This is a genomic window from Nitrospira sp. Kam-Ns4a (genome assembly GCF_965152595.1).
The window spans coordinates 1,988,353-2,013,104 of the sequence record NZ_OZ224218.1 but is presented as its reverse complement, the minus strand read 5'-3'; the positions used below and the strand labels follow the sequence as shown (position 1 = coordinate 2,013,104).

26 protein-coding genes are annotated in these 24,752 nt (G+C 69.2%); 13 read left to right on the top strand and 13 right to left on the bottom strand.

Going from position 1 to position 24,752, the window contains the following annotated elements:
- Positions 1-50 precede the first annotated feature (50 nt).
- The 6 genes from murJ (at position 51) to ACWHYQ_RS10035 (ending at position 5,101) form a co-directional block, all read left to right on the top strand.
- Positions 51-1,670, top strand: a complete 1,620-nt coding sequence (gene murJ / locus ACWHYQ_RS10060) for a murein biosynthesis integral membrane protein MurJ (protein WP_447971997.1) — start codon at positions 51-53, stop codon at positions 1,668-1,670.
- Positions 1,671-1,717: 47 nt separating this feature from the next.
- Positions 1,718-2,323 carry a methylated-DNA--[protein]-cysteine S-methyltransferase gene (locus ACWHYQ_RS10055; protein ID WP_447971996.1) on the top strand — a complete coding sequence of 202 codons (606 nt, stop codon included), beginning with the start codon at positions 1,718-1,720 and terminating at the stop codon, positions 2,321-2,323.
- A 114-nt stretch (positions 2,324-2,437) separates the two neighbouring features.
- Positions 2,438-2,902, top strand: a complete 465-nt coding sequence (dtd, locus tag ACWHYQ_RS10050) for a D-aminoacyl-tRNA deacylase (RefSeq protein WP_447971995.1) — start codon at positions 2,438-2,440, stop codon at positions 2,900-2,902.
- 157 nt (positions 2,903-3,059) lie between these two features.
- Positions 3,060-3,626 carry a hypothetical protein gene (locus ACWHYQ_RS10045; protein WP_447971994.1) on the top strand — a complete coding sequence of 189 codons (567 nt, stop codon included), beginning with the start codon at positions 3,060-3,062 and terminating at the stop codon, positions 3,624-3,626.
- A 6-nt stretch (positions 3,627-3,632) separates the two neighbouring features.
- Positions 3,633-4,565 carry an isoaspartyl peptidase/L-asparaginase family protein gene (locus ACWHYQ_RS10040; protein WP_447971993.1) on the top strand — a complete coding sequence of 311 codons (933 nt, stop codon included), beginning with the start codon at positions 3,633-3,635 and terminating at the stop codon, positions 4,563-4,565.
- A gap of 104 nt (positions 4,566-4,669) precedes the next feature.
- Complete coding sequence (locus ACWHYQ_RS10035) at positions 4,670-5,101, top strand: VOC family protein (RefSeq protein WP_447971992.1); 432 nt, start codon at positions 4,670-4,672, stop codon at positions 5,099-5,101.
- On the opposite strand, the gene ACWHYQ_RS10030 is transcribed toward ACWHYQ_RS10035, so the two are convergent.
- The 3 genes from ACWHYQ_RS10030 to mtgA all read right to left on the bottom strand — a co-directional run bounded on the left by ACWHYQ_RS10030 (position 5,098) and on the right by mtgA (position 10,709).
- The gene (locus ACWHYQ_RS10030; protein ID WP_447971991.1) at positions 5,098-8,751 is read right to left on the bottom strand and encodes a DEAD/DEAH box helicase; all 3,654 of its coding nucleotides are present in this window, start codon (positions 8,749-8,751) and stop codon (positions 5,098-5,100) included. The two genes, ACWHYQ_RS10035 and ACWHYQ_RS10030, sit on opposite strands and share 4 nt — an antisense overlap.
- 360 nt (positions 8,752-9,111) lie before the next feature.
- Positions 9,112-9,894, bottom strand: coding sequence for a hypothetical protein (locus ACWHYQ_RS10025; RefSeq protein ID WP_447971990.1), 783 nt, complete (start codon positions 9,892-9,894; stop codon positions 9,112-9,114).
- A gap of 101 nt (positions 9,895-9,995) precedes the next feature.
- On the bottom strand, positions 9,996-10,709 hold the full coding sequence (gene mtgA / locus ACWHYQ_RS10020; protein ID WP_447971989.1) for a monofunctional biosynthetic peptidoglycan transglycosylase: 714 nt from the start codon (positions 10,707-10,709) through the stop codon (positions 9,996-9,998).
- A gap of 128 nt (positions 10,710-10,837) precedes the next feature.
- On the opposite strand from mtgA, the gene yihA reads away from it, so the two are divergent.
- Complete coding sequence (yihA, locus tag ACWHYQ_RS10015; RefSeq protein ID WP_447971988.1) at positions 10,838-11,467, top strand: ribosome biogenesis GTP-binding protein YihA/YsxC; 630 nt, start codon at positions 10,838-10,840, stop codon at positions 11,465-11,467.
- Between the two features lie 44 nt (positions 11,468-11,511).
- Here the strand turns inward: yihA and ACWHYQ_RS10010 are convergent, their stop codons facing one another.
- The 4 genes from ACWHYQ_RS10010 to rfaE2 all read right to left on the bottom strand — a co-directional run bounded on the left by ACWHYQ_RS10010 (position 11,512) and on the right by rfaE2 (position 17,501).
- The gene (locus ACWHYQ_RS10010; RefSeq protein WP_447971987.1) at positions 11,512-12,480 is read right to left on the bottom strand and encodes a peptidylprolyl isomerase; all 969 of its coding nucleotides are present in this window, start codon (positions 12,478-12,480) and stop codon (positions 11,512-11,514) included.
- A gap of 84 nt (positions 12,481-12,564) precedes the next feature.
- Entirely contained in the window at positions 12,565-13,485 is a 921-nt protein-coding gene (locus ACWHYQ_RS10005; protein ID WP_447971986.1) for a peptidylprolyl isomerase, read from the bottom strand.
- 36 nt (positions 13,486-13,521) lie between these two features.
- Positions 13,522-16,959, bottom strand: a complete 3,438-nt coding sequence (mfd, locus tag ACWHYQ_RS10000) for a transcription-repair coupling factor (protein ID WP_447971985.1) — start codon at positions 16,957-16,959, stop codon at positions 13,522-13,524.
- Positions 16,869-17,501: a D-glycero-beta-D-manno-heptose 1-phosphate adenylyltransferase gene (rfaE2, locus tag ACWHYQ_RS09995; protein WP_447971984.1), complete on the bottom strand. Its 633-nt coding sequence runs from the start codon at positions 17,499-17,501 to the stop codon at positions 16,869-16,871. Before rfaE2 ends, mfd begins: the two co-directional genes overlap by 91 nt.
- 118 nt (positions 17,502-17,619) lie before the next feature.
- Here rfaE2 and ACWHYQ_RS09990 point away from each other — a divergent pair, with 118 nt between their 5' ends.
- From ACWHYQ_RS09990 to ACWHYQ_RS09980, 3 genes are read left to right on the top strand one after another with little or no spacing between them, the layout of a single operon-like run.
- The gene (locus ACWHYQ_RS09990) at positions 17,620-17,754 is read left to right on the top strand and encodes a hypothetical protein (protein ID WP_447971983.1); all 135 of its coding nucleotides are present in this window, start codon (positions 17,620-17,622) and stop codon (positions 17,752-17,754) included.
- Entirely contained in the window at positions 17,751-18,086 is a 336-nt protein-coding gene (locus tag ACWHYQ_RS09985) for a transcriptional regulator (RefSeq protein ID WP_447971982.1), read from the top strand. Before ACWHYQ_RS09990 ends, ACWHYQ_RS09985 begins: the two co-directional genes overlap by 4 nt.
- A complete protein-coding gene (locus ACWHYQ_RS09980) occupies positions 18,083-18,424 on the top strand; it encodes a hypothetical protein (RefSeq protein WP_447971981.1) in 342 nt (113 codons plus the stop codon). The genes ACWHYQ_RS09985 and ACWHYQ_RS09980 overlap by 4 nt, the downstream gene beginning before the upstream one ends.
- 9 nt (positions 18,425-18,433) lie before the next feature.
- Here ACWHYQ_RS09980 and ACWHYQ_RS09975 read toward each other — a convergent pair whose 3' ends face one another.
- From ACWHYQ_RS09975 to ACWHYQ_RS09955, 5 genes are read right to left on the bottom strand one after another with little or no spacing between them, the layout of a single operon-like run.
- Positions 18,434-19,576, bottom strand: coding sequence for a DNA polymerase Y family protein (locus ACWHYQ_RS09975; RefSeq protein WP_447971980.1), 1,143 nt, complete (start codon positions 19,574-19,576; stop codon positions 18,434-18,436).
- Between the two features lie 23 nt (positions 19,577-19,599).
- Entirely contained in the window at positions 19,600-20,190 is a 591-nt protein-coding gene (locus ACWHYQ_RS09970) for a SprT-like domain-containing protein (RefSeq protein ID WP_447971979.1), read from the bottom strand.
- Between the two features lie 49 nt (positions 20,191-20,239).
- The gene (locus ACWHYQ_RS09965) at positions 20,240-21,262 is read right to left on the bottom strand and encodes a hypothetical protein (protein WP_447971978.1); all 1,023 of its coding nucleotides are present in this window, start codon (positions 21,260-21,262) and stop codon (positions 20,240-20,242) included.
- Positions 21,255-21,824: a D-sedoheptulose-7-phosphate isomerase gene (locus ACWHYQ_RS09960; RefSeq protein ID WP_447971977.1), complete on the bottom strand. Its 570-nt coding sequence runs from the start codon at positions 21,822-21,824 to the stop codon at positions 21,255-21,257. Before ACWHYQ_RS09960 ends, ACWHYQ_RS09965 begins: the two co-directional genes overlap by 8 nt.
- Positions 21,825-21,859: 35 nt before the next feature.
- A complete protein-coding gene (locus ACWHYQ_RS09955) occupies positions 21,860-22,384 on the bottom strand; it encodes a diguanylate cyclase domain-containing protein (protein ID WP_447971976.1) in 525 nt (174 codons plus the stop codon).
- A gap of 123 nt (positions 22,385-22,507) precedes the next feature.
- Between ACWHYQ_RS09955 and ACWHYQ_RS09950 the strand changes: the two genes are divergently transcribed.
- Genes ACWHYQ_RS09950 through ACWHYQ_RS09940 form a run of 3 tightly spaced genes read left to right on the top strand, consistent with a single transcriptional unit; the run spans position 22,508 to position 24,324 of the window.
- Entirely contained in the window at positions 22,508-23,770 is a 1,263-nt protein-coding gene (locus ACWHYQ_RS09950) for a TIGR02710 family CRISPR-associated CARF protein (RefSeq protein ID WP_447971975.1), read from the top strand.
- A complete protein-coding gene (locus ACWHYQ_RS09945; RefSeq protein WP_447971974.1) occupies positions 23,770-24,189 on the top strand; it encodes an acyl-CoA thioesterase in 420 nt (139 codons plus the stop codon). Before ACWHYQ_RS09950 ends, ACWHYQ_RS09945 begins: the two co-directional genes overlap by 1 nt.
- 12 nt (positions 24,190-24,201) lie before the next feature.
- Complete coding sequence (locus ACWHYQ_RS09940; RefSeq protein WP_447971973.1) at positions 24,202-24,324, top strand: hypothetical protein; 123 nt, start codon at positions 24,202-24,204, stop codon at positions 24,322-24,324.
- Here the strand turns inward: ACWHYQ_RS09940 and ACWHYQ_RS09935 are convergent.
- Positions 24,274-24,633 (bottom strand): type II toxin-antitoxin system HicA family toxin, encoded by a 360-nt coding sequence (locus tag ACWHYQ_RS09935; protein WP_447971972.1) that lies wholly within the window; start codon positions 24,631-24,633, stop codon positions 24,274-24,276. The two genes, ACWHYQ_RS09940 and ACWHYQ_RS09935, sit on opposite strands and share 51 nt — an antisense overlap.
- Between the last annotated feature and the right edge of the window lie 119 nt (positions 24,634-24,752).

Sequence of the window (24,752 nt, the reverse complement as noted above, 5' to 3'; positions counted from 1 at the left end):
CGGGCGGGGCGGGTGGACTCCCCGCCGTGGTTCCGCTAGAATCCGCCGCCATGCCCGACGCGCCCGGCCCGCCTGACTCCACCGCTTCGAGCCCGGACACCACGCACTCGGTCGCCACCGCGGCCGGTCTCATCGGGGTGGCGACGTTGTCCAGCCGCGTGCTCGGCTTCGCCCGGGACATGGTCCTCGCCCGTCTCTTTGGAGCCACTCCAGCCGCCGACGCGTTCTTCGTCGCCTACCGCATCCCCAACCTGCTCCGCGAGCTGTTCGCCGAAGGCTCGATGTCCTCCGCGTTCATTCCCGTCTTCACCGAATATCACACGCTCCGGACGAAGCGGGACGCCTGGGAGCTCGCGAGCGCCATGTTCACGACCCTACTCACACTCCTGACCCTCGTCACGCTGCTGGGCATCGCGGCCGCCCCGGCCATCGTCTGGATGCTAGCCCCCGGCTTTCACGAGGACCCCGCCAAGCTAGGGCTGACGACGCTCCTGACCCAGCTCATGTTCCCCTACCTCCTCTGCATCAGCCTGGCGGCGCTGGCCATGGGCATCCTGAACTCGGTGCGGGCCTTCGCGGCCCCCGCCTTCTCGCCCGTGCTGTTCAACGTCTGCATCATCGGGTTCGCGCTCTTCCTGTCGCCGCGGCTCCCGGAGCCCATCTTCGGGGTCGCCGCCGGCGTGGTGATCGGCGGGCTGGGCCAGTTCCTCATCCAGCTCCCCGGCTTGCGCCGGCGCGGATTGCTGTTCGGCTGGCGGTTCGAGCCCGGCCATCCCGGCGTGCGGCGGATCGGGACCCTGCTGGTGCCGTCGCTTCTGGGGATGTCGGTCACCCAGGTCAATATCACGGTGAGCACCATCCTTGCCTCCTTTTTCGCGGGCGGCCCGACCTATCTGTTCTACGGGATGCGGCTCATCCAGTTCCCCCTCGGCATCTTCGGCGTGGCGCTCGCGACGGCCATCCTGCCGACGCTTTCGGCCCAGGCTGCGAAGGGGTCGCTGGAGGAGCTGCGGGGGACGCTGGCGTTCGGGCTCCGCATGATCCTCTTCATCATCCTGCCCTCCATGCTCGGACTGATCCTGCTGCGGCACCCGATCGTCCACCTGTTCTTCGAGCACGGGACCTTCACGGCCGCCGACACAGCCGCGACCGCGACCGCGCTCCTCTGTTACGCCGTGGGGCTTTGGGCGTTCGCCGGCGTGCGGATCATCGTCGCGGCCTTCTACTCGATGCAGGACACGCGGACGCCCGCGATCGCGGCCGCGATCGCAGTCGCCGGCAACCTCCTACTGTCGCTGCTCCTCATGGGGCCGCTCCAGTACGCCGGGTTGGCGCTGGCCACGGCGCTCGCCGCGATGCTCAACGGCGGCATCCTGGTCGCGGTGCTCAACCGGCGGCTGGGCGGCGTGGACTGGCGGGCGATCGGCCGGTCGGCGGCGCGCAGTCTGGCGGCCGCAGCGCCGATCGTGGTCGCGGCTGGCTGGGTGGCGGGCGCGCCGGTGTGGACGCACGAAGGCGACTGGCTCGCCAAAACCGTGATGCTCTTCGTCGGCGTCGGCTTGAGCATGACTGGCTATTTCGGGGTGCACGCGCTCCTGCGCTCCGAGGAACTGGACATGCTCTGGAACTTGGTGAAGGGAAAGCTGGGGCGCGCGGCGTCAAGACCGTGATGCATGACCGGTAACGAGTGATGAGCAAGAAGCGGAGCCAAGCGAGCATGTCCCGCAGAGAACCGTTAGCGCCCCCTTGCTCCGACCCGTCCCCCGTCACCCGCCATCCGTCACGGGTGTTTCAGACCACCTGGGGCTGGATGGGACTGGCTGCCTCCGCGCGCGGAATCTGCGCCGTCGTCTTGCCCAAGGCTTCGCGGCGGGCGGCGGAGCGGGCGCTGCGTGCGTCGTCCGCCGTTCGTCACGCAGCACTCGCAGGAGCCAAGCCGGACGGGCGGTCGGTCTTGCTGGACCGCGCGTGCGCGCAGATCATCGAGTTTCTCGATGGGCGGCGCCGCACCCTCGAGTTGCCCGTTGACCTGTCCGGCGGCACGCCGTTCCAGCGGCGGGTCTGGCGGGCGATCCAGGCGATTCCGTACGGCCGCGTCCGCTCGTACGGCTGGGTGGCGGCCCGGGTCGGCGGCGCACGCTACGCGCGGGCGGTGGGGCTGGCCCTCGGTGCCAACCCTGTCCCGTTGATCGCTCCCTGCCATCGGGTGATCGCGGCCGACGGCTCGCTCGGCGGCTTCTCCGGCGGGCTGGGGACTAAGCGCCGGCTGCTCGCGCTGGAAGGCACGCTGGCCTTGCTGCAGAGCGGCAGACAGCGCTCCTGAAGTGTCGCTCGTTGTGCGCTTGCGAGCGACGAGAGGCGGGAACTATCCGGGTAAATGGAGCGGTCGGGGGTCGGCGACCGGCCATAGCCCACTGACCATGGACCTTCACGAATCATGAGAGCAGTGATCCAGCGCGTCACGGAGGCTGCGGTCGAGGTAGACGGGGAAGTCGTCGGCCGGATCGGCGCCGGCCTCCTCGTCCTGCTCGGTGTGGCCAGGGGCGATGCGGACGCCGACGTCGCCTGGATGGTCGAGAAGCTGGCGACGCTCCGCATCTTCAGTGACGCCCAGGGAAAGATGAACCGCTCGATCGCCGAAGCCGGCGGCGCCCTGCTGATCGTCTCGCAGTTCATGCTCCTCGGCGACACGAGCAAGGGGCGCCGGCCCGGCTTCGACCACGCGGCGCCGTCGGACCAAGCCCGGGCGCTCTACGAGCGGGTCGCTGCCGGGCTCAAGGCCCGGGGCCTGCCGGTCGAGACCGGCCAGTTCGGCGCGGTCATGCGGGTCTCGCTCGTCAACGACGGCCCCGTCACGTTGATCCTGGACAGCCGCGGGGGGCTGGATGAAGGGCCCGGTTAAGCTCGGTTGCGGCTCGGCCGATACAGGATATGATCGGTGGAGGCCGGGCGGGCGCCCGGCGGACGTCGCGAGTCGCTCAGCGCGGACCCCAAGGCCGGCTTGCCTTCGCCAGCCTGCGCTGGCATACTGAGTTTACGATCTGCGGCAAGAGGTGGACATGGACGTCGAGATCCCCGAGCATCACCCGTTGCGCCGCCTGTTCGGCACCCTGACCGAGCGGAGCTTCGCCGAGAAGCTCGGCTGGCCCGACCTCAAGGTCACCGAATACGTCTCCGACCTCCTGGTGCGGTTCACGCACGTGGACGAGCTGTACCGCATCCGGAACGCCCGAGGAAAACCGGTGGACACCGTGGCGGGACTCCTGTACGAGTCCGAGGTGCTCCTCGACGCCCACACCTTCGAGCGCGAGCGCGACGTCCATCGCCATATCGGCGACTTCACGCTCTTCATGGCCGGCCTCTTTCCCGAGTATCTGCGGCGGCTCAAGGCCTCCGGCCTGATCTACCACCAGGACTTCCTGGTGGATTACGTGAAGACCGGCAAGCGCTCCTACGGGATCGTGGCGCGCTTCGAGGCCGCGGGAGCCAGCGACGACACGCCGCTCTTCCGGAAGCTGTCCGACAACTTCGAGCTTTGCGTGACCGGGCTCGGCTTCGTCCGCTCCGACCTGGACCGCCTGCAGGATCCGACCTACCGGAAGGCAAAGGACCTGCTGCTCAATTAATTCTCCTTGAGACAGGGCCCTCCGATCATCCTAGTCCACGGCGGCGCAGGGGCGCGGCCGATGACGGCCCCACAGGCCGCCTGTCTCGCCGAGGCGCTCGCCGCCGGGCACGCCCGGCTGCATCGCGGCGCCGCGGCGCTGGAGGCCGTCGAGGCCGCAATTCGCCTCCTCGAAGGCTCCGGCCTCTTCAACGCCGGCACGGGGTCCCGCCTGCAGCTCGACGGCGCGCGTCGCATGGATGCCGCCCTCATGGAGGGCCGCAGGCTCCGGGCTGGGGCGGTGGCGGGGATCGAGCGCGTGCGCCATCCGATCGCCGCCGCGCGCTTGGTGCTGGAGCGGACCGACCACGTCCTGCTGGCCGGGGAGCCCGCCACCCGCTTCGCCCTGCGGATGGAGCCGAGCAACAACCCCCGCCGACGCCGGCTCAGCGCCGCGCCGCGCGCGCTGAGGCCCGCGCGCGGGGGCGGGTCGCCAACGCTGCGCCTGTTCGAGGCGCTCCGGGCGCCCCGGCGGATCGGCTCGCGCGGGACGGGTACGGTCGGCGCGGTAGCGGTGGACCGGCGCGGGAGCGTCGCGGCAGGCGCCTCCACCGGCGGGGTCGCGCTCATGCTGCCGGGGCGTGTCGGCGACACGCCGCTCATCGGTTGCGGCGTCTACGCGGACGATCTCGCGGGCGCCGTCTCCATGACCGGCGTGGGCGAAGGGATCATCCGACTCGCCGTAGCCAAGGCGATCGCCGACCGCCTAGCGGGCGGCGCGACACCGGAGGCCGCGGCGCGGCTCGTCCTCGCCAGCCTGGTGCGCCGCCTGCGCGGCGCCGCCGGCGCGCTCGTGCTGGCCCCGGACGGCCGCTTCGCGATCCGGCACACGACCCCCTATATGTGCGCGGGCTACTGGGACGGCCGCCGGGCCCCCGTCGTCACGGACCGCTTTCGCTGAGACATGCGAGGGCGCGCTCCGGTGGCGTGAGGCCACGGCGAAGGCAGGAGGAGTTGAACGACCCGCCGGGCTGCGCTATGGTAGGTCCACGGTTGGGTGACGGTATGAGCAAGGTCCTGTTCCATCTGGCGTTCCCGGTCCACGACCTGGCGGCTGCCAAGCGGTTCTACGTGGACGGGTTGGGCTGCACGCTGGGACGGGAGTCCGACGCCGCAGTGACCCTGGGCTTGGCCGGCCACCAGCTCGTCGCCCACCTTGCGAAGGAGGCGCTGGCGCCGCAGCAAGGCATCTATCCACGCCACTTCGGGCTCGTCTTCGCGAGCGAACAGGACTGGCAGGCGCTCGCGGACCGCGCCAAGGCCAAGGGCCTCCCGTTTTTCCAGCACCCGCGGGTCCGGTTCCCGGGCACCCGGATCGAGCACCGGACGTTCTTCCTCGAAGACCCCTCGGGCAACCTCCTCGAGTTCAAGCACTACACGCACGAGTCCGCCATCTTCGGTGAGCGGGACTACCGGGAGATCGGCGACGCCGACTAGCACGACGTCCTGGTGGAATCGACCGCCGGGGAAAGCAGGAAGTCGAAGTCGGCTTTCGTGAGGGCCGCGCGGCCGGCGCCCCGGACCGCCGCACCGACGACCGTCTGGTAGAGGTCGAGCTTCCGCTGTTTCAACTCCATCATCTTCTCTTCAATCGTATGGCGCATGAGGATCCGCGTGATGGTCACCACGCGCTTCTGGCCAATGCGGTGCGCGCGGTCCGAGGCCTGTTGCTCCACAGCCGGGTTCCACCAGGGGTCCAGGTGAAAGACATAGGTCGCCCTGGTCAGGTTCAGCCCCTGTCCGCCCGCCTTCAGGCTCAGCAGGAAGACCCCCGGCGCCTTGCGGGCCTGAAAGGCCGTCACGAGCGCCTTTCGTTTGCCGGCCGCCGTGGACCCGTCCAGGCGGCTGTACGGGATCCCGCGGCCGTCGCAGGCCTCCTGGACGAGATCCAGGAAGCTGGTGAACTGCGAGAACACCAGGGCGCTGTGTTCTTCCTCCAGCAGGACTTGCAGCCGTTCCATCAGGAATTCGAGCTTGGGGGCGGACTCTTCCCGCCGGCCGGTGAGCAAGCGAGGCGACAGGCAGAGCTGGCGGAGCTTCAGGATCGCCGTCAGCGCGATCAGTTGGGCCTGGGCCTGCGGTTTGCTCCGGTAGGCCTCGTCGATCGTCGTGCGGACCTGCTCCACGGTCTGCTGATAGAGCACTTTCTGGCGGTCGGTCAGATCCAGATAGATGTTACGCTCAATCTTGGCGGGCAGGTCACGGAGGGTCTGCTCCTTGGTGCGCCGGAGCACGAAGGGACGGGTCCGCCGGAGGAGCCGGTCCAGCGCGCCAGACTCCGCGTCCCGAAGCTCGGCCCGGAACCGGTCGTAATCCCCAAGCAGACCGGGCAGACAGAGATCAATGATCGAGAAATATTCGCCGAGGTGGTTCTCCAGCGGCGTGCCGGTGACGGCGAGCTTGAAGCAGCCCGTGAGCCGCCGAGCGGCCCCCGTGGTCGCCGCATGGAGGTTCTTCACCGCCTGGGCCTCGTCGAACACGATTACGTGGAACCGCGTCCGCGCCAGCGCCTCGGCGTCCCGCCGCAGGAGCCCGTAGGTCGTCAGGACGATCTCGCCGTCCCCGGCGGCGAGTGCCCGCTCCTTGCCGGTGTAGGGCCGGACCGTCAGGGCCGGGCAGAAGCGCGCCAGCTCCTGTTCCCAGTTGAACAGCAGGCTGGTCGGCACGACGACCAGGTGCGGGCCGCGGGCACCGTCCTGCCAGGGGACGATTCCTTCGTTGACGGCGGCCAGCAGACAGATCGCCTGGAGCGTTTTCCCCAGGCCCATGTCGTCCGCCAGACAGGCGCCGAACCGGTGCCGGTAGAGGAAGGCCAGCCAGGCGTAGCCGGTCTTCTGGTAGGGCCGCAGCGCGGACCGTACGCCCCTGGGCAGGGGCGGCGTCTCGATCCGTTCGAAGCCCAGCAGGCGGGCGAGCACAGCCTCCTCCGCTGGGGGCAGCGAGACCCGCAGGCCTTGCTCGCGGAGGGCGAGCCAGTCGAAGAGCCCCAGGCGCGGCACCGCGACGAGACGGGAGGCGGTGCGGGCTGCCTCGGCCTGGTCGGTCAGCGACAGGAGCGCGCGGAGGCGCTCGAGGGTGGCGGCATCGAGCACCTGCAGGACGCCGCCGGTCGCGACCAGGCCACCGCGGCGCACCGCCTCCCGCCAGGTCTCCTCCTCCAGCACCGCCCCGTCGCAACGGATCTCCGGGCGGATCTCGAACCAATCGATCCCGGTCCCCTCCCGCGCGCCACGCCCCACGTGGACGGCGCAGTCCCACCGGGCGGCGTGGACCGGCTTCTCCTCGTAGAGAAGCGGGATGCCGGCCTCGGCCAGTTTCACCGCAAGCTCCGGTAACCGCTCGAACAGAAGCGGGGACGGGACCCTCATCTCGTCGCAGCGGTCCATGCCGCGGAAGATCTCCGGGCCGAAGACGTCGAACGGAATCCGGTACAAGTCGGCCTCGCGGGCCTTGTCCACCGGCCGCACCGTCCAGCGACCGGCATGGAGACACAGCCGCAGATCCTCGCGCGCAGCGGCGGCCAGGGCCTGTCTCAGCAGTCGCTGGCCTTCGTTCCTGACTCGGCTCGAACGGAACTCGACGCCGCTCACCTCGTTCCTGATGCGCTGGTCCCGCTCCACAGGGTCCGTCACGGACAGGAGCGCGAAGAAGGCCTTGTAGAGGAGGCGCTTGCGTTTCCAGGCCCGCAACGGACCGGAGAGCGTCGGCGACTGTTCCAGCCAGGGGAAGAAACCGAAGACCGACACGCTGGGCGTCGCGGCGAGCGCGCCCCACCGGCATTCAACCCGCAGCCTGTAGCACGCGGTCCGCGGATCGTCGGAGGCCGCCGGCGGAACCAGGACGAGCTGCCACAGGGGGCGTTCCGCCTCCAACTGTGGCTCGGCCGGAGGAAGCGCCTGGACCCGGCCGTCCACCGCCAGGATCAGGTCACGCAGCACGCGGTCGGCATGCTGCCGGATCACATCAATCTGACAAGCCTGGAACTCCTGCAGCGGCAGGGTGGCCGCCAGCTCCTCACTGCGACTGTGTCGTGGCCACGCCCCGGACTGGTCCGGCAGCAGCACCAGGCGCCTATCCTCACCCGGTGAGGCGCGGGGGCTGAGGAAGGGGGCGTGATGGAGCACGCCACGTTGAAACGCAAGCCAAGCGTTCCAGCCCCGTTCGTCCCTGAGACGCACAAGCCGACCCGTGTCCGGATCGGCGACGAACGACCGGAAGCGCACGAACCGTTCCAGCTCGACCCCGTCCACCAGGCAGGCCGCCCGGACCGTGACCCGGTCTCCGACCAGCTCGAACTGGGTCTTGGCGAACACCTTCACCGCAGGATCCCACTTGAGCGGGACTGTCTTCTCAGGCGTTTCGAGGATGATCGGATGCGGGCCGCCGCTCAGCCGGAGATACTGGAGCAGCGCATCCTCGCCATAGGCGAAAACCAACGGGGATGAGTGGAGTAGGGGGATCAGCTCAAGAGGAATCTGCCCCGAGGGCGCCCAGCCCCTGGTCCCCTCCAGCTTCATCCCGTCCAGACGGAGGAAGAGCGAGGGAGGATGGCGCGTCGCATCCATGACGATCTCGATGTCGGCCTTCAGGCCGGCCCTGCGGCCGGCCGGCGCGCTGCGCCGCACCTCGCTCGGAACCCTGGCGAGCAGCTCAGCCCTGAGCGAAGCAAGCCGGGCCTCGTTCGCACCAGGCAGCCGGAAGTTTTCAGGGGAGAGCAGGTTGATCGTCGTGAAACAGGCGCAGAGCACATGTTTGCAGGACCAATCGGGCTCCCAGGCCGGGCAGTTGCAATCGGCAAAGAGGGCGTCATCCTCGACGAAAAACGTGACCGTGTACCGCCTCGTGCCCTCCACCTCGGCCGTCAGCTTCGAGCCATCCGGAGTCCAGGCGTAGCCCAGGAGCCGTTCCCGCCGGTAGTAGTCAAACCCGCGGGTCACGATCTCCTTTGATGCGAGCTGGTAGAGATCGCTCGGGGCAAGCGCCTGAAACGCGCGCAGCACGGCCGGCGGCGCCTGGAAGACGGGGGTCGCCAGGCTGGCGGAGGGTTTGGATCGGGTTACGGTCTTGCGGCGCACGGGATTCGACACGGAAGTCGCTCAGAGAGTGGTTGTCAGCAGGACCTCTTCCCCGAGCATGTGCGTGATTTTGACCGCGATAGTGGTTTGACCGCTAGGTGCCGGCAGCTCGTAGCGGCCGGTCACGAGATCGGTCTTTTTCTCCGGAATATCGGAGAGGGCCACGTTTTGCGATGGCGGTTTCGGTCTTCGATCCAGGCCTTGGCCGAGAACTCCATCCCGAGACAGACCGCGTGATCGGGCGGTCTTCATCGGATCGTGCAGTAAGCTCTCCGCCCAGCTCTGCGAGGTCGAGCGGCGTCACGACCAGAGGCGGCGGGTTGAGCTTGCACAACACGAGTCGGGCACACCGGGGGTCCTGGCCGGTTCGATTCAACTCGGCAATCGTCTCACCGTAAGTCTCCTGCAACTGGCGCTCCAGGACCGTGAAGTTATCTGACGACAGATACACGCGAGCTTTGATCCTAACGAAGAGCCGCGGATCACCGGCGCATCTTTCTCCCCGTCGCGTGTAAACGTTAGTTTGACCGAGGCGGAAAACGGCTTGTACAGGCGCGGAGGCGGGACCTTGTCATAAGGGACCTCGACCAACTCGCGCAGCGATTCCAGGATCGTCTTCCCCGGTGCAAAGACGAGCGCGTTCTGCACGAACGGGCCGCCCGGGTAGTCGATCGCCAGAGCAAACTCCGTGGCCATGATCGCGCCGATGCGGATGGTCTTTCCGGCACCCATCGCCAGGGCGAGGATGTGGCTTGGGTGGTCCAGGGGCAGCGTTTCTCGGAGGGGCTCGAGCTTGAAGTCACGGACGAAGTCGTCGTCAGACTTGATCCGTTCTATCAATGCTTCGAAGCCTTCATCGAGGACATATTCCTTGACGTCGCTGTGATCTAAGCCGAGAGCTTGGAGGAGTTCGGATTGCTTCGGATAAAGCCTCCGGTAGAGGTCGAAGACATGCGGCGTCTTCTCGACGAGCCGCAAATACCAATAGGTCTCCAGCGCGCGAAACTGCGGGCGCCGCAGGTAACGGAGATTCCCGGTGTGATAGTCGTACGACCACTCCAGGACCTCGCCGATCGCAGGATATTCCTCACAAGGATAGTTCTGCTCACGCCACTTCGTCACGCGCGCGGCGAGCACCCGGTGGAGGTAACTCATGTGCCGCCATCCTAGCCGAGCCGGGCAGCGGGTTCAACCGTAAGCGGTAGAGGGCCTCACTCCGGCGCGGTGAGCACGATTCACGTCTCGCTTTTTACCGTTCAGTTCCGGCCCATTCGTTCCAGGATCTGCTGCTGCCGCCGGGCTAGGTAGGCTGTGACGATCAGGGGATCGTACCGGCGGGGCGAGGGCAGGATGGCGGCCAGCAGCGCGGCCTCCTCCGGCGTGAGATCCCGGGCCGGCTTGCCGAAGTGATGCCGCGCGGCCGCTTCCGCGCCGTACACCTGGTCTCCCCACTCCACGACGTTGAGATAGAGCTCCAGGATGCGCGGCTTGCTCAGGCGGTGCTCCAGCGCCCAGACGATCAGCGCCTCGTGCAGCTTCCGCCACCACGTCCGCTCGGGCGAGAGGTACAGGTTTTTGGCAAGCTGCTGCGTGATCGTACTACCCCCCGCCGCGATCTCGCCCGCCTCCAGGTTCCGCACCGCCGCGTCCCGGATGCCCTTCCAGTCGAAGCCGTGGTGCGTGTAGAACGCCGCATCCTCCGAGACGATCACGGCCCGCTGCAGGTGCGGCGAAATACGCGAGCGTGGCACCCAGATCCAGGCGGGCCGGGCGCGCCGGCCCGCGGCGCGCGCCGCTTCCGCTCGCGCCTGCATCACCGCGGTGGTGGAGGGATTCCGCGTCACGAGCGCACTGATGTCGGGAAACGTGACGAGCCAGACGACAACGATCCCGGCGAGCCACAGCCCAGTCAGCAACGCCGCGAGGACGATCAGCCGCCCGAGCAAGATGCGGCGAGTTGACTTGCCCATCACACGATGTTAAAGCAGCCCATAACTCTTGGCCGTCGGCATTCAGCTTCCGAGGAAGACCAATCCGGTCTTGCCTTCTGCAAGCTGATCGCTGAACGTTGATTGCTGACAGCGTTCTTCCATTTCCCATGCATATTCTCGCCGCCGAGTTTATCAAAAGCTGTCGCGGACCGGGGGAGTTTCCTGCGGAGCGGCTTCCCGAGGTGGCGTGCGTGGGCCGATCCAATGTCGGGAAGTCCTCGCTGCTGAACTCGCTCCTGCGCCGGCAGGGCCTGGCGCAGGTCAGCGGCACGCCGGGCAAGACCCGCCTCCTCAACCTCTACCGGGTCACGACCGGCGATCCGCGCTTCCGCCGGCTGTACCTGGTGGACTTGCCCGGGTACGGCTACGCGAAGGTGGGCAAGGCCGAGCGGGCGCGCTGGGCGCCGATGATCGAGGCCTATCTCACCGGCCGGCCCGAGCTGCGCGGGGTCCTCCTGCTCGTGGACGCGCGCGGGCCCCAGCCGCAGGACCAGACCGCGCTCGGATGGCTGCAAGGGGCAGGCCTGGCGACGGTGCTGGTGGCGACGAAGATCGACAAGCTCTCGCGAGGTGAGCGGGCTGCGCAGCTCGCGGCGATCCGGAGATTCCTGGCCCTGCCGCCCGAGACGCCCCTGATCCCCTATTCGGCGGTCACGCACGAGGGGCGGGACGAGCTATGGGCGGCATTGCGCGCGCTGCTCGCAGCGTCTGGCCCGAGGCCCGAAGGTTGTAGCTAGGGGGCCGAGACCGTTCTCGCCTTCCACGTGCCTGGCGCCCTTCTTCAAAACTTGATCTCGATGTAGGCCTTGTTCTTGAGGTCCCGCATCCAGCGCTCGTACATATCCTCGGTCTTCTGCTGAAAGACGAGGCCCTTGATCTCGTTCTTGACCTCGGCGAAGGGGCGGAACTGTGGGGGCTTCTTCTCTTCCAAGCGGATGATGTGCAGCCCTTCGGGCGTCTCGACGGGCTCGCTCACCTGATTGGGCTGCAGCTTGGCGATGGCCCGCTCGATGGCCGGCTGCAGCTCGCCTTGGCGCACGAAGCCCAGGCTGCCGCCCTGCCGCGCCTGCGGGCCGTCCGAATAGCGGAGGGCCAGATCGGCGAAGTCCGCGCCCTGCCGCAGCGCGGCCAGGATGTCCCTGGCTCGGCTCTGGAGATCGGCCTGGTCCTGCCCGCGCCGACGGCGGAGCAAGATCTGGCTGATCCGATACTCGTCCGGGAGCATGAATCGGCTCAGGTGCTCCTCGTAGTAGCGCTTCATCTCCGGCTCCGAGACCATGACCCCGCTCCGGACCTCGCGGTCCACCAGCCGCATCAGCACCAACTGCTCCTTGATGAGCTTCCTGTCCTGGGGGTTGGCGTAATCGAATTTCTCCCCTTGTCGCTGCAGCTCCTTCAGGGTGCTGCGGACCTCGTCGTCGGAGACGTCCACGCCCTTGTTCGCCGCATACTGGATCTGGAGCTTGCGCTCGATCATCCGGGTGAGGAGCGTGTATTCGAGCTGCTGGAGCCGGCGCGCCAGCTCCGCCCCCCGGTACTGTTCCCGCAGCCGCTGCTCCTCGGGAGCCGCCTCGTTCTTCAGCTCCGAGAGCGTGATCACTTCGTTGTTGACCACGGCGACGATGCGGTCCGTCAGGAGCGCAGCCTCTCCGACCGCGGGCGGCAACAGCAGGAGCCAGAGCGCCAGCGCGAGGGAGACGACGAGCCGGCGGCAAGCAAGACCGGCCGAGGGGGTCGTTGTCGGGGTCACAGCGGTGCCTATAGGTGCCCCTCCCGGGCTGGCGGGCGGATGACCAGTCGAGCCCGGACCGGAGCGGAGGTCGGTGATGGCCTCTTAGGGCGTGGGGCCCGGCTGCGGGCCGGCGTCCCGGGGCAACGATCGGGACGCCTCCGCCATCCGGATGGTGGCCGCCGCTCTGAGTGCGGCCAGGTATTCCTCGAACCGCTGGCGCCGCTTCTCTGCGTACAGTTCCTTCCGCAGCCGCTCGCGCAGGGCCGTGACGCGGGTCGCATGGTCCTCTTCGCGCGCCGTCACCTTGACGAGGTGGAAGCCGGCCAGGCTCTGCACCGGCTCGCTCACCGCTCCCGGCTTCAGCTTCAGGATGGCGGCCTCGACTTCCGGCAAGACGGCCCCCTTACGATAGGGGCCCAGATCGCCACCCTGCTCCCGCGTCGCGGCGTCCACCGAGTAGCGCTTCGCGAGCTTCGCGAAGTCCGCTCCCTCGTCCAGTTGCCGCTTGAGGTCCCAGGCCTGCTTGGCCGTGGGCACCAGGATGTGCGAAGCCCGGATCTGCTCGGCCGCCGCAAGCTCGTCCGCATGGGAGGCGTAATAGGCCTCCATCTCCTCCTTCGACACGTCCACCTGGGGCGTGACGACCACCTTCATGAGCTGGTCGAGCACCAGTTGTTCCTTGATCCGCTCCAGCCGCTCGCGCAACTGCAGCCCTTGGTCCAGTCCCATCTTCCGGGCCTCCTGCAGGAGGAGCTCCCGCGTGATGAGATCATCCAGGAACTTCCGCTTGCCTCCCTCATTCCGGTAGTAGGCCTGCATGGGCTCGGGCAGCTCCGCCCAACGTTGTTCCAGCTCGCTCTGCGTGATCGCCTTCCCGTTGACGAACGCCACCACCGGCGGCTCCTCCGCGGCCGGCGTGCAAGCGGCGAGCCCGAGGGCCAAGCTGCAGGCTACCGCCAGCCGGACGCCCGCGGACGGCCGATCGTCGAGTCTCAACCAGGGGACAGGGAAGCGGACTGCCACGCGGGTGCGCTCCGGAACGGGTCGCCGATCGGGTGCCTAGGTATCACAGAATGCCAGTGTTTGCAAGGTCGTATTGAGCTCCGGATAGACCGCGGACCAGCCGCCTTCCGGCACCTGGATTTCGAAGGACAGGGGGGAGAGCAGCCGCAGCCGCCGCTGGTAGCGGTCCATGAGCCGCCGCATGCCGGCTTCGGGCACCCGGGCTTTGGGATCGAACACGAGGGCCACGGCCTGCGGTTTGGCCTCGACGGTCGCCAGCCGCAACGACTTGGCCAGGCAGCGGATCTGCATCACCTCGAACAGCCGCTCCACCGGCTCCGGGAGCGGGCCATACCGGTCCTCCATCTCGCCGTGCAGCAGGGCCAGTTCTCCGACCTGCTGGCAGGAGGCCAGGCGCTTGTACAGGGACAGCCGCTGGTGCACGTCCTCGACGTAGTCCTCCGGGATGAACGCCGAGACGTTGACATGGAGCGTCGGGTCTGGCTCCTCCTCGACGATCGTCCCCTTGAGCTGCTGGACCGCCTGCTCGACCATCTGCAGGTAGAGGTCGAGCCCGACCGCCGCGATGTGCCCGGACTGTTGCTTGCCGAGTAGGTTGCCCGCGCCGCGGATCTCGAGGTCCGCGATCGCGATGCGGAAGCCGGCGCCCAGCTCCGTGAATTCCTGGATGGCCATCAGCCGCTTCTGGGCCTCCGTGGACAGCGTCCCCTCGTCGGGGATGAAGAAGTAGGCGTAGGCCTGGTGCCCCGCCCGGCCTACGCGGCCCCGGAGCTGATAGAGCTGCGCGAGCCCGAAGGTGTCCGCCCGGTTGATGAGGATCGTGTTCGCGTTCGGCACGTCCAGGCCGGACTGGATGATCGCGGTCGCCACCAGCACGTCGGCCTCCCGGCGAAGGAACTTGAGCATGACCTCCTCCAGCAGGCGCTCGTCCATCTGCCCGTGCGCCATGACGACCCGGGCCTCCGGGACCAGCTCCTGGAGCCGGCTCGCCATCCGCTCCATGGTCTGGACGCGGTTGTGGACGAAGAAGACCTGGCCGCCGCGGCCCAGCTCCCGCACGATGGCCTCGCGGACGACCGCCTCGTCGTAGCGGAGCACCTGGCTGCGGATGGCGAGTCGGCCCGGCGGCGGCGTCTCGATCACCGAGAGGTCCCGGACGCCCGACATGGCCATCTGGAGCGTGCGCGGGATCGGCGTCGCCGTGAGCGTCAGTACGTCCACCTGCGTCCGGAGCTGCTTGAGCCGCTCCTTGTGCCGGACGCCGAACCACTGTTCCTCGTCAATGATGACGAGTCCGAGGTTCCGGAACTGCACGTCCTTCTGGAGCAGCCGGTGCGTCCCGATCACCACGTCCACCGCGCCCGCCGCCAGGTCTTTGAGCACGGCCTTGATCTGCTTCGGGCTCTGGAAGCGCGAGAGCATGGCCACGCACACCGGGAACGGCGCAAAGCGCTGCGCGAAGTTCTCGTAATGCTGTTGGGCGAGCAGCGTGGTCGGCACCAGGACCGCCACCTGGCGGTTGTCCTCGACCGCCTTGAAGGCGGCCCGCATGGCGACCTCCGTCTTGCCGTAGCCCACGTCGCCGCAGACCAGCCGGTCCATGGGCTTGGGCGCCTCCAGGTCACGCTTGATCTCCTCGATCGCCCGCAACTGGTCGGGTGTCTCCTCGTACTCGAAGGCCGCCTCGAACTCGCGGGTAAGCGTGCTGTCCTCGCCGTACTCGCGCCGGTGGACGATCTCGCGGCTGGCGTACAGTTCCACCAGCTCGTGGGCCATCTCCTCGATGTCCTTCTTGACCTTGGCCGTCGTCCGGGCCCAGCCCGTCCCGCCCAGCCGGTCCAGCCGGGGCACGTGGCCCTCGGCGCCGCGGTAGCGCTGGACCTGGTTCAGCCGGTCCAGCGGCACGTACAGCCTGTCCCCGCCGGCGAACTCCAGGACGAGGTAGTCGCTCTCGAAGCCCTGCACCGAGAGCCGCTTGAGCCCCTGATACCGCGCGATCCCGTGCTGCACGTGGACGACGTAGTCGCCGACCTCCAGCTCATCCAGCGAGGAGAGGAACGTCGCGGCCTTGCTCTTGGGCGCCGGCCGGTGACGGAGCCCCTTGGCGAACAGCTCTTCCTCGGTGATGACGGCGAGCCGCCCCTCGGCGGAGACGAAGCCGGCGGAGAGATCCCCCTGGAGGAGCGCGAAGGGTGGCCTCTGCGTCGGCGAGACCCGCCAGTCCTGGGGCTTCCAGACGGCGGCGGGCAGGTCATGCTCGGCGAACAGCGCCAGCAGCCGGTCCACCTGGCCGCGGCTCCGCGCGACGATCAGCACCGGTCCCGCGGCGCGCAGCCGATCCAGGAGGGCGAGCGTCTCGGTGAAGGGAGTGCCGCGCTGCGCGAGCCCCACGCTCGCCGGGGACTGGACGGGGAAGGAGACCACCGGCGCCCAGGACGCGTCCAGCGTCGCCAGCGGGTCCGTCGCCAGCCGGGGCCAGTCGCGCGTCCGATCGAGGATCGTCTCCCAGGGGAGGTAGAGCCGGTCGGGCTCGGGCAGTGGCGCGCCCGCCGACCCGATCCCATGCCGGCCGTAAGCCTCGGCGACCTCCTCCCGGAAATCCTGGGCCTTCTTCGCGAGCCCCTGGGGCTGGTCCAGCACGAGGGCCGGCGGCTCCATGAAGTAATCGAGCAGCGTGTCCATGGCCGGGTAGCGGTCTGGGCCGTACCACTCCGCGTCGGGCGGCAGCGGCTCCAGCCCATCGCGCGCGCCCTCGGGCGCGATCAGCTCGCGCGCCGGCAGGAGCCAGGCCTGCTGCAGCTTCCCGGTGGACTTCTGGGTCGCCGTGTCGAAGAGCCGAACCGACTCCACGCTGTCGCCGAGGAACTCGATCCGCAGCGGATCGTCATAGCCCGTCGAGTAGAGGTCCACGATCCCGCCTCGGATGCTGAACTCGCCCGGGACCTCCACGACCGACGTGCGACGGTAGCCGAGCCGGAGCAGGCGCGCCACCAGGGCCTCGCGCTCGATGGTCTCGCCCGGCCGGAGACCGAAGCAGGCCTCGACGAACACCGACGCGGGCAGCAGGCGTTGGACGAGCGCGGGGACGGAGGTGACGAGCACGGTGCGCGCCCCGTCGGTCAAGCGCCGCAGCGTCCGCATGCGCCGGGCAATCAAGTCCACGTGGGGCGGGGTCGGCTCATAGGGCAGGGTCTCCCACTCGGGGAAGAGCGCCAGCGCCTCCCCCGGCAGGCCGAGCATGGCGTAGAAGAACCGGAGATCGTCGTAGAGGCGCTCCGCGCTCTCGTCCGAGGCCGTGACGATGAGCCAGGACCGTGGGCTGGCCTCGGCCGACCCGCTCAGCAAGGTCAGCGCGAAGGCCGCCGTGGCCCCCTGCAGGCCGGTCAGCCCGGCCCGGGACGGACAATCGCGGAGCGCCTCGCGCACGGGGCGCAGGACCTGGTCCCAGAATTCCGGTTGCCGACGCGGTGGCACGGTAGGCTCAGGGGTGTTCGCGCGCGGGCGGGACGGGCTCGGGGCCGGAGCGGGGGCGAGCCGGCGCCTTGGCCCCGGATCTTCTGGACGAGCGCGGTGGTGGACACGCCCGGGACGAGCGGAATGGTCGAGACCACCCCGCCTCGCCCCTCGACGATCTCGCGGCCGACGATCTGTTCGGGCGCCCAATCCCCGCCCTTCACCAGAACGTCAGGCTGCAGCTCGGCAATCAGCGCGGCCGGATCGGGCTCGTCGAAGACCACGACGTAATCCACGCATCCCAGCGCCGCGACGACCTCTGCGCGCTGGGCTTCCGGGACGATGGGACGATCCGCCCCCTTGTCCAGCGCCCGGACCGACGCGTCGCTGTTGACACCGACGACGAGCAGGTCCCCGAGCGCCCGCGCCGCCGCCAGGTACCGGGTGTGGCCGACGTGCATGAGATCGAAGCAGCCGTTCGTGAACACGATCCGCTCGCGCCGCGCCCGGCGCTCGGCCAGCTCCCGTGCCAGCTCCGCGCGAGGCTTGATCTTGGTTCGCATGGGCCTCATCATACCCGGGTTGCGGCCGGGGAATAAAGGGGAAGCGGCCGGCCGCCCCGCGGCTTGTCCAGTGCGCCAGGAATTGACTACACTGGGTTCCATGGGTGAGGACGGCTGGATGGCGGTCGTGCTCGTGGGCGTCGCGGTGCTGTACCTCCTGGGATACCGCTGGCTTCGGCGGCGTCGCGTGGCCAGACAGGCGGACAAGCTCCTGGAGGAAGTGCTCAAGGAAAAGGACGGCTTCCGCCGATGACGGCCGAGCCCAAGGAGACCAACCGGCAGCGTATCATGCGGCTCATCGCGCAGACGCGCTGCTCCTCGCGCGACCTCGCGGAGCGCCTGGGGCTCCCGGAGCGGCGCGTCGAGGACGACCTGGCGCACGTCGCCCGCACGGTCGCCGGAGATCGGGACCGCCAGTTCGTGGTCGAGCCGGCCGAATGCCTCGCTTGCGGCTTCGTGTTCCGCACACGGACCCGATTGACGCGGCCTGGGCACTGTCCCCACTGCCGCAGCGAGCACATTTCCCGGCCCCGGTTCGGGATCGAGCCGCGCGTGGCCCGGCAACGGACGCGCTCCCGGCCATGACGGAGTCCTCGCCCGTCACCCAACGCATCGAGCTGGCGGTGAGCGACCGCTACGCGCAAGCGCATACCTGGGTGCTCACGGCCATCACCGGGTTCCTGTCCGCCTACTACATGGAAGACGCCCGGTTTCGCTTCCGGCAACGGTATCGCGACCAGGACGGGGGCCTGTACGTCTGGCTCTGCGAGATCGAGGCGGGGATGTCGTTCCCGCGGCTGATCCGCCGGCTGCAGGCCGATCTCCCGCCCGGCCGGGTGCTCGATCGGGCGTCTGGCTCCACCTCGTCAGCACAGTGCCCCCGCTACGTGATTGACCTCCCTGAGCCCCCACCGGGGGCCTGAGAGGGACGGTCACGCCCCGCCGAGGCGGATGACCTGAGGGCCGTGCTTCTCGATCAGCCCATCGAGCGCGGCGAGGGCCCGCTCGGTCCGCCGGTCGAACAGCCCCAGCGGGGCCGGTACCAGATCGGTCAGCGCCAGCCCCACCAGCCGGTAGCGGGTGCCGGGGCTCGCCAGGCTGTGCAAGGCCGCGCGGATGGGCGGCCACATCGCCGGGTCGTAGTTCCGCGGACTGGGAAAGTGGCGCTGCCGCGTGGTGACGCGGAACCGCGCGTCCTTCAGCTTCACCGTAAAGGCGCAGGCGGCCAGCCCGCGCCGCCGCAGCTCGTGGGCCAGCTCGCCGAGAAATCCGCGCACCGTCCTCTCCAACGTCGTGAGATCGCCCGTGTCCCGATCGAACGTGGTCTCGTGCCCCAGGCTCTTGGGCTCCCGGTCCGGGACGACAGGCTCGAGATCCACCCCGCGGGCGAGCGCCTGCACGGCCGCGAGCCGCGCGCCCCAGAGGCGGCGGAGCGCCGGCTCGACGCGCGGGGCCAACAGGTCGCCGACCAGCCGCACACCCAGCCGCTCCAGCACGGCGACCGTCTTCGGCCCGACGCCGGGCAGGCAGCGGACCGGCTGCGGGCCGAGGAATTCGGCCTCCGTCCCCGGCGCGACCACGATCAGCCCGTCTGGCTTCACCGCATCCGCCGCCACCTTCGCCACAGTCTTCCCGGTCGCCACGGCCACGGTGCAGCGCAGCCCGGTCTCCCCGAGGATCGCCTCCTTGAGGGCTCGCGCCAGCGCGGCCGGCTCGGGGTGTCGCGCCTGCAGGTCGGTCGTGTCCGCGTAGAACTCGTCAATGCTCGTCCAGGCGCTGACCGGGCAGAACCGGTCCACGACCTCGCGCATCCGTTCGTGCAGGCGCTCGTAGAGCGGGCGGTCCATAGGAACCAGGACGAGATCCGGGCAGAGCCGGAACGCCTCCGCCGTCGGCATCGCCGCCCGCACGCCGAACCGGCGCGCTGCGTACGAGGCCGAGGTGATGATGCCGCGCGGCGGGGGCCCGCCGACCGCGACCAGCTTGCCGGCCAGCCCGGGGTTGGCGACCACGGCCGCGGAGGCGTACATCGCGTCCACGTCGCCGAAGAGGATTTGGCGCGGCCACCGGGACATCGAACACGCTCACGAGCGTATGGCTATGGCACCACCTCGTTGAGCGCACCCCGGCAGCGCCCGCAGCGGTGGCGGATCGGGGAGATCGAGCGCCGCTGCCGCTCGTACAGACAGCCGCAGCGCTCGCATCGCCAGACGTGCCGGATGAAGGCCCGGACGGCCCGCTCCAGCTCGTGGCGGACCGTGACGGCGAGGCCGTCGCGGTTCATCACCGCCATCTTGCGCTGAAACGCCGCGCCGTGGTCGGGGCGCCGTTTCAGCACGTCGAACTGCCACTGGTGGATCATCTCGTGCGCGAGCGTGGCCACCAGCTCGCGCTCCGCGTCCGCCGGGGCGAGCGCGGGCGCGTGCAGCAGGGGGACCGACAGCCGAATCAGCCGGCGCCGGGCGCCCTGTTCGCGGGCCCGCGGACCCGTCCGGCTCACGAACATCCCGGCAGAGGCTGTCAGGCGCCGGCTCCACTGGATCTCGATCGGCGGCAGCGCGCCGTGGAAATAGCGGGCGTTGAGGTCCGCCCAGATGTCCTGCAGCCGCCAGGCGACGCTGTGCAGGCCGGCACGGCGGGCCTCATGCCTTGACGCGGCCGGCTGGGTGGGTGGCCAGGACCGTTCCATGGCTCCTATGAGAGCAGATTTCCCACGAGGGTGCAACGCGGCCGGCTGGTCAGCGCCCCAGCGCCTCGATGACGGCGGCGGCGAGCAGGGGCACCATCAGCTCGTGGTGGCCGGTGAGGGCATAGCCGCGGCCCCCTTTCTGCGTGGGACGACGGACGACATTCGTCAAGGGACGGTAGTGGTTGAGGAAGTCCATGTTCACGGTGGTGATGTCGCTCAACGCATGGCCGAGGTTGCGGCCCAGCGAGACGGTCTTGAGAAAGACCTCCGGGAGGATGACCGCGGAGCCGAGGTTGAGGTAGACGCCGCTCTCCAGGCCAGCCACCACCGCCGCTAGCCGGCGGAAGTCGGTCAGCGACCCCGCGCCGATGGCCGCCCCGTCGGCCGTGGGATGCATGTGAATGATGTCGGTGCCGAGCGCCACATGGACCGTGACCGGGAGGCCCAGCCGCGCGCCCGTTGCCAGCAGGCTCGTGCGCCGGTACGGAAAGCGACGGCCGTGCAGATTGATGTAAGTGCCTACGGCCTCCCCGAGCCCCATCCCGGCCTTGACGCCCTGGACGATCGCCTCGTTGAGCATCCGGCCGGTCTCCTCGGCCATCCCGAAGCGCCCGGCGTCAATCTCGGCTTCCACCTCTTCCGAGGTATGGCCCATCAGAGCCAGCTCGAAGTCGTGGATGATCACGGCCCCGTTCATCGCCACGGCGGTCACGATGCCGCGTTCCATCAGGTCTACGAGCACGGGGTTGAGCCCGACCTTGGTCACGTGTGCGCCCAGCCCGACGATGACCGGCCGCCCGCGGCGGCGCGCGCGGACGATCGCCTGGACGACCGCGCGGAACGTGCGGACGGCCAGGATGTCGGGGAGCGTGCCGAGGAAGCGGGCGAGCGTCCCGCCGCGGCGCCAGGGCCTGGCGAAGTCGGAGACCCGCACCTTGCTGTGCCGGCGGCTCAGCGGGTAGGTCTTGAGCCTCGAGAGGTCCAGAACCGGGTACTTGGACGGGCCCGGAGCAGGGGCCGGGGCACGCGGCGCGGCGCGGGCAGTGTGGGAGCGTGTGCGCGGGCTAGCCAAGCAGGTCGTCCTCGATCAGCTCGCAGAGCACGTGGCCCAACGTGATGTGACACTCCTGGATGCGGGCGGTCACCGTCGAGGGCACGCGGAAGCAGTGCTCGACCAGCGCGGCGAGCTTGCCGCCCGAGGCGCCGGTCCAGCCGATCGTCACCAATCCCCCGGCGCGGGCAGCCTCCGCGCCCTTGAGCACGTTCACGGAGTTCCCGCTCGTGCTGATCGCGATGGCGATGTCGCCCTTTTGGCCGTGGGCGCGCACCTGGCGGGCGAAGATCTCCGTGTAGTCGTAATCGTTAGCGATGCAGGTGAGCGTCGCGATGTCGGTGCCCAGTGCGATCGCCGGGAGCGGCGCCCGGTCCCGGTGATAGCGCCCGACGAACTCGGCCGCGATGTGGGAGGCATCGGTCGCGCTCCCGCCGTTCCCGAACAGGAGGAGCTTGCGGCCCTCCCGCAGGGCGCACGCGACGAGGCCCGCGACCAGCACGATCCGATCGGCCTGCTCGCGGACGAACCGCCGCTTGACCTCGGCGCTCTCCTCGAACGCCACCACCGCGCGCTCCTTCATAGCAGCGGCATTCTAGGAGCAAGCCGCGCGCGCTGTCAAACCGGGTCAGCCGCGGGAGCAAGCGCAGGCGGCGCGGCGGCGACCGGATCCCGCTGGGCGGCCTGCCGGCTCCGGAGCGCGGCGACCATCCGCGCTAGTAGGGGCTCGAAGGCTGGCTCCTGATTCGGCCGGACCCGATCCGCCACCATTGTGAGCGCCAGGGCCAGCTCCTCGGGATGTTCCGCCTGCCATTCCGCCAGCCGATCCTCAAGCCGGAAGCGCAGCGCATCGGCGGCCAGTGGATGGGTGTCGAGTAGGAGGACGGCAAACAGGTCCGGCGCGACGCGCGCCACAACGTCCGAGGTCCGAAACGTCCGCCGCAGCAGCCGGGCGGCCTCGCGGAGCCGGGCCTCGTGGCTCGGCCCGTGCGGCCCCTCCGCCGGGACCCCGTTGACCCCGACGACGAACAGGATCGCCTCCCGGTCCATGCGCCGCATGAGCTTGAGGTACTGCTCGGCAAAGCACAGTAGGCCGAACCGGCTCCAGGCACCGGTGCTCGAGTCCTGGACGTCTTCCCCCATCGGCTCCCTCCTCGCCTGTCTCTTCCTCTCGGGTTTCCCTTCGGCCGGTTCGCGGCCGGGCTTGAGCCTGCTCGGCGGCGGCGCGGTTGATCGAGGCGGACCCGGATGCTATAGTCCGCGCCCATGAGCGCGGACAGTCCCGTCAAGGCCTTGCTGATCGCGGTGGCGGACGATGCGCCGGCCGCTGTGTACGCCATCAACCGGCTCGAGCCGGAGTTGCTGTGCTTCTTCGTGCCGGAAGGTGCAAAGGCCCTCATCGAGTCCACCATCCAGCCGCAGCTCGCCCGGATGCCCCGGCGCTGGGACTGGGTCGTGACGCCGGACGCGCAGCGGTTCATGGCTTGCTACCAGGCCCTGGCCCGGGCGCTGCCCGACCTGCTGCACACCTGGGAGGTTGGCGCGGGCGACCTCGTCCTCGATCTGACCGGGGCGACGCCCCCCATGGCGGCCGCGATGGCCCTGGCCAGCCTGCCGACCACGTCCCGCGTGGTCATGTTGGCCCCGGCGGGCGAGGGAACGCCCGAAGGCGCCGAGCTGGTCTCTGTGGGCGGCCGCCAACGGCTCTGGACTCAGGGCAACCCCTGGGATGAAGCCGCCGCGCAGGCGCGGCGGGACGCCGGCAACCTGTTCAACCACGGGGCCTTCGGCGCGGCGGCCGCGCTCTTCCGCCAGCTCGAGGCGCGGGTCAGCGGCGGCCAGAAGCCGCTCTACCGAGCCTTCGCGGATCTCGCGGAGGGCTACCAAAGCTGGGACCGCTTCCAGTACCGCCAGGCCTGGGACAAGCTCAAGACCGCGGTCAAAGCGCTGGAGATGGCGTCGGTCTGGGGCGGCCCGCCCGGGCTGAAGGCGCTGCTCCCGACGGTCAAGCAGAACACCGGATTCCTGGAGAAGCTGGTCCTGGACCCGCAGGAGGTCAAGGAGGCCCTGGCCTACGACCTCCTTGCCCACGCGCGCCGGCGGGCCGAGACGGACCACCACGTCGAGGCGGCGATCGCGACTCTCCTGCGCGCGCTGGAGGCCTTCGCTCAGCACCGGCTCTTCAAGCACTACCGGATCAAGTCCTGGGACGTCCAGCCAGAGCAGCTTCCGGAGGCCCTGCGGGAGTCCTGCCGGACCTGCTTCCTCGACGATGTGGACGGCAAGTACAAGCTGTCGCTGCAGGCGCAGTTTCGCGCGCTGGCCGGCCTGGGCGACCAGATGGGACAAGCCTATTTGGCCCAATGGCCGAAGATGAAGCCGCTGCTCGACGCGGCGGGGCACGGGGTCCTGGGACACGGCTTCGAACCGGTCAAGGCCGAGCGGTTCCACCAGCTCTACGAGATCGTCCTGAAGCTGACCGGCGCGAGCGAGCTTTCTCTGCCGCGGTTCCCGACGCTGAACTTGTAATGGACGTCCGCATCTACTACGAAGACACCGACTGCGGCGGGGTGGTGTATTACGCCAACTACCTCAAGTACTTCGAGCGCGCCCGCACCGAGTACCTCGAGCAGCGCGGGCTCTCCGTGGCGGGGCTGCTCCAGGAAGGCACCCAGTTCATGGTCGTCCATGCCGAGCTGGACTACCGTTTCCCGGCCCGCTACGGCGAGACCCTGAGCATCGAAACGAAGCTCGCGGGCCGCGGCAAGGCGACCGTGACCTTCGCGCACGTCGTGCGGGAGAAGACCAGCGGCCGGGTCGTCGTGGAGGGGGCGGCCACGCTCTGCGCGGTGGACCTGCAGGGGAAGGTGAAGCGGCTGGCGCCCGCGTTCGTGGCGGCGATCGAGGGGCCGCAGCCCCAGGAGCGCGCCCGGCTGGCCAAGCGATAAAGGAGAAGCCCGATGCCGGAGAAGTTTGGAACCTGGCTCGCGATCGCGGCGGTGGCGGTCGGCTTCGTGATCCTCGCCTGGCTGCTATTCGCGGAATCCCCGCCGCAGAAGAAGCCGCCCGACAAGAAGAAGTAACGTCGGGCCCGCCTGCCCATCCCGCCGCACACCATGGGAGGTCCTGTCCGAAGCGCGACCTGATCGCCAGCGTCCGCACTCCAACCGGGCGAGCTTCTTTGCATCGGCACGCTTCAGTTTGTTCTGCGCCGCAGCCGGGGAGGTCCGGTACCGATGCCCCCCAATCGCTGCCTGGATCCTTGTTGATTCGACGGACGCTAGCGTCCCCTTGGGCATGTCATCCCCGGGGTGACCGCTCACGGTCACGTGCCCCGGCTTTGTTGGGTGCTTGAACTGGCGGTGACTTCTTCCGTGACGACGAGCCGCCAACCATCTGCCTCGAGGAGGCGAATGACATCGCGTACCTTCACGAAATCAGCATGTCACGCGTGTTCACGTGGGCAGGCTCCCACTTCGGCCCATCGCTCAGCATCAGCGGCGGCACGCAG

Excerpts from the sequence above, each read along its gene's own strand:
- ACWHYQ_RS09970 (WP_447971979.1), bottom strand. The coding sequence starts at position 20,190 with ATGGAACGGTCCTGGCCACCCACCCAGCCGGCCGCGTCAAGGCATGAG.
- ACWHYQ_RS10025 (WP_447971990.1), bottom strand. The coding sequence starts at position 9,894 with ATGAGTTACCTCCACCGGGTGCTCGCCGCGCGCGTGACGAAGTGGCGT.
- ACWHYQ_RS09955 (WP_447971976.1), bottom strand. The coding sequence starts at position 22,384 with ATGGGGGAAGACGTCCAGGACTCGAGCACCGGTGCCTGGAGCCGGTTC.
- ACWHYQ_RS10055 (WP_447971996.1), top strand. The coding sequence starts at position 1,718 with ATGTCCCGCAGAGAACCGTTAGCGCCCCCTTGCTCCGACCCGTCCCCC.
- ACWHYQ_RS09985 (WP_447971982.1), top strand. The coding sequence starts at position 17,751 with ATGACGGCCGAGCCCAAGGAGACCAACCGGCAGCGTATCATGCGGCTC.
- dtd (WP_447971995.1), top strand. The coding sequence starts at position 2,438 with ATGAGAGCAGTGATCCAGCGCGTCACGGAGGCTGCGGTCGAGGTAGAC.
- rfaE2 (WP_447971984.1), bottom strand. The coding sequence starts at position 17,501 with ATGCGAACCAAGATCAAGCCTCGCGCGGAGCTGGCACGGGAGCTGGCC.
- ACWHYQ_RS09960 (WP_447971977.1), bottom strand. The coding sequence starts at position 21,824 with ATGAAGGAGCGCGCGGTGGTGGCGTTCGAGGAGAGCGCCGAGGTCAAG.
- murJ (WP_447971997.1), top strand. The coding sequence starts at position 51 with ATGCCCGACGCGCCCGGCCCGCCTGACTCCACCGCTTCGAGCCCGGAC.
- ACWHYQ_RS09940 (WP_447971973.1), top strand. The coding sequence starts at position 24,202 with ATGCCGGAGAAGTTTGGAACCTGGCTCGCGATCGCGGCGGTGGCGGTC.
- ACWHYQ_RS09990 (WP_447971983.1), top strand. The coding sequence starts at position 17,620 with ATGGCGGTCGTGCTCGTGGGCGTCGCGGTGCTGTACCTCCTGGGATAC.
- ACWHYQ_RS09975 (WP_447971980.1), bottom strand. The coding sequence starts at position 19,576 with ATGTCCCGGTGGCCGCGCCAAATCCTCTTCGGCGACGTGGACGCGATG.
- ACWHYQ_RS09945 (WP_447971974.1), top strand. The coding sequence starts at position 23,770 with ATGGACGTCCGCATCTACTACGAAGACACCGACTGCGGCGGGGTGGTG.
- ACWHYQ_RS10045 (WP_447971994.1), top strand. The coding sequence starts at position 3,060 with ATGGACGTCGAGATCCCCGAGCATCACCCGTTGCGCCGCCTGTTCGGC.
- yihA (WP_447971988.1), top strand. The coding sequence starts at position 10,838 with ATGCATATTCTCGCCGCCGAGTTTATCAAAAGCTGTCGCGGACCGGGG.
- ACWHYQ_RS09950 (WP_447971975.1), top strand. The coding sequence starts at position 22,508 with ATGAGCGCGGACAGTCCCGTCAAGGCCTTGCTGATCGCGGTGGCGGAC.
- ACWHYQ_RS10035 (WP_447971992.1), top strand. The coding sequence starts at position 4,670 with ATGAGCAAGGTCCTGTTCCATCTGGCGTTCCCGGTCCACGACCTGGCG.
- ACWHYQ_RS09980 (WP_447971981.1), top strand. The coding sequence starts at position 18,083 with ATGACGGAGTCCTCGCCCGTCACCCAACGCATCGAGCTGGCGGTGAGC.
- mtgA (WP_447971989.1), bottom strand. The coding sequence starts at position 10,709 with ATGGGCAAGTCAACTCGCCGCATCTTGCTCGGGCGGCTGATCGTCCTC.